This is a genomic window from Geobacillus sp. B4113_201601, assembly GCF_001587475.1.
GTDB classification, from domain to species: Bacteria; Bacillota; Bacilli; order Bacillales; family Anoxybacillaceae; genus Geobacillus; species Geobacillus icigianus.
Map to the genome: position 1 here is coordinate 1 of NZ_LQYX01000068.1, position 2,145 is coordinate 2,145.

Below are 2,145 nucleotides of genomic sequence, written 5' to 3' on the forward strand. Positions count from 1 at the left end.
TCTTATTTTTTTTTGCGAAAAAAAGGAGGGTGTCCGAAAAGCGAACGCTATGCGAACACTTTTGGGACACCCTCTTAGTTTCGGTTCTTGCCGTCTTTAACCTGTGTCGTCAGGGCGACTGACAAGGCTGGTGAAAAACCGCTGATTCCCTTCATCAATGGGGGAACGCGTGAAAAGCAGGACCGATGCAACAAAGTTTTTCTCGTTGAGAAATGATATTGCAAAGCGGTATCCACGATTCAATCACCAACCTCTTAGAGGACTGGTGAAAAACGGCCGCTTCGCTCGACTTGTCGGATATCATAAGGAAAAAACAATGGCGTTACGCGGCTTTGCCATTTGCGAAACAACGTTGGACAGCCGTCAATCGTCAGCCTCCTAATAAGGAAAAGAAGGAATTCGGCCACAAAGAGCGAATAAAATACAGCGAATTCAATGTCGCAAGGAGGGAAAACGTGACCAAACCGCGAATCGACCACGACCGGTTGTTCAAGGAGTTGCTGTCGACGTTCTTCGAAGAATTTTTGCTTCTCTTTTTTCCCGATGTGTACGAGCACATTGACGTTCGCCACCTCTCTTTCCTCTCAGAAGAACTGTTTACCGACGTCACGGCGGGGGAGAAGCATCGCGTCGACTTATTGGTCGAAACGAAGATGAAGGGGGAGGAAGGGCTCATCATCGTCCATGTCGAACACCAAAGCTATGCCCAACAGACGTTCCCTGAGCGAATGTTCCTCTACTTTAGCCGCCTGTTTCAAAAATACCGCCGCCGCATTGTTCCAATTGCCATCTTCAGCTATGACGAATCCCGCGATGAACCTTCTTCGTGGCGCATCCAGTTTCCGTTCTTGACCGTTCTCGATTTTCGTTACTTGACGGTGGAATTGCGCAAACTGCCGTGGCGCGCGTACATCCGCCATGACAACCCTGTCGCCGCCGCCTTGATAAGCAAAATGGGGTATAATAAAGAAGAGAAAGTCGAAGTGAAAAAAGAGTTTTTGCGCATGCTCGTCCGCCTTGAGCTCGATGAGGCAAAACAGCGGTTGTTGTTCGGCTTTTTTGAAACATATTTGCGGTTGTCTGCAGAAGAGGAAGCGAAACTGCGAAACGAGGTGAGCCAAATGGAGACAAAGGAGGCGAAGCAAGTCATGGAACTCATCATTTCGTATGAACAGCGGGGAATGGAAAAGGGAATCGAGAAGGGAATCGAACAAGGGATCAAACAAGGCATGAAACAAGGGCGCCAACAAGGGATCGAGGAAGGGAAGCTTGAGGTGGTGAAGCGCATGCTCGCTAAAGGATATGATGTCGACACGATCCACGAGCTGACCGGGCTGCCGGCGGAAAAGATTGAACAGCTGAAGAAGTAAACCCGCCTTCGCATTGTCGTCGACCTCCAATCGTGCAAAAATCCCGGGGGATCGACGACAATCATTTTATGCGTTCGAACCTTACGGCCATCGAGGGTAAAGTCTATTGACAGAATTTGTCGGCGACGTTCATCGTCCCGATTGGCGTTTTGATTCTAATGTTGAAAAGGCAGGGGCGCAAACAATCCTTCGGTTTGCACTCTGCCATATGATGAAGCAAGACTGATTCCTTTGCTTTGTTCTGAAATAAAGTGATCATTTACAGAGGGAGCTCACAAAATAGTTCCCGTGATTTCTCCTTTTTGGTTCTCCTTCATAGCCATCAAGTGAAGCCTTGGAGCGAGTAGCTCCAAGGCTTCACTCTATATCTTTGGAGGCTGTGACCGTGGGAATATGGAAAGATAGGCATGCCAAATACACCTTCCCTATAGAAGGTTTTTTATGGTATAAGATGGAAATTCTTTACGACAACGGCATGATGACCAAACTCTCGATAATGTCTAAAGCGCTCTTTTTTGTATAACGCCTTGATTTTTTTCCGTGTTGAGCGATTATGTTACAGAGTTTAGAAAGAAGCTGGGCAGCTAGCGCCTCGGAACACCATAAGGCTTGAAATCAATCCATCCCCCACTCCTTGATCATACTCATCGCCTTCTATTCGCTCAATTCCTTTTTCTGTTTTCGATAGAGCCATTCTCTCATGGCAAACATGACCGTAGAGCTGATCAATAAGGCAATCAACGTTCCATACAAGTGGCACTGAAAGCGAGTCCCT

General features: G+C 47.4%; 1 protein-coding gene and 1 pseudogene. One reads left to right on the forward strand and one right to left on the reverse strand.

Annotated features, from left to right (window positions below; translation table 11 throughout):
* The first annotated feature begins 455 nt into the window (after positions 1-455).
* Positions 456-1,370 (forward strand): Rpn family recombination-promoting nuclease/putative transposase, encoded by a 915-nt coding sequence (locus B4113_RS08435; RefSeq protein ID WP_033844378.1) that lies wholly within the window; start codon positions 456-458, stop codon positions 1,368-1,370.
* A gap of 462 nt (positions 1,371-1,832) precedes the next feature.
* On the opposite strand, the pseudogene B4113_RS18745 reads toward B4113_RS08435, so the two are convergent.
* Positions 1,833-2,145, reverse strand: a pseudogene (locus B4113_RS18745) (IS4 family transposase); the annotation flags it as partial.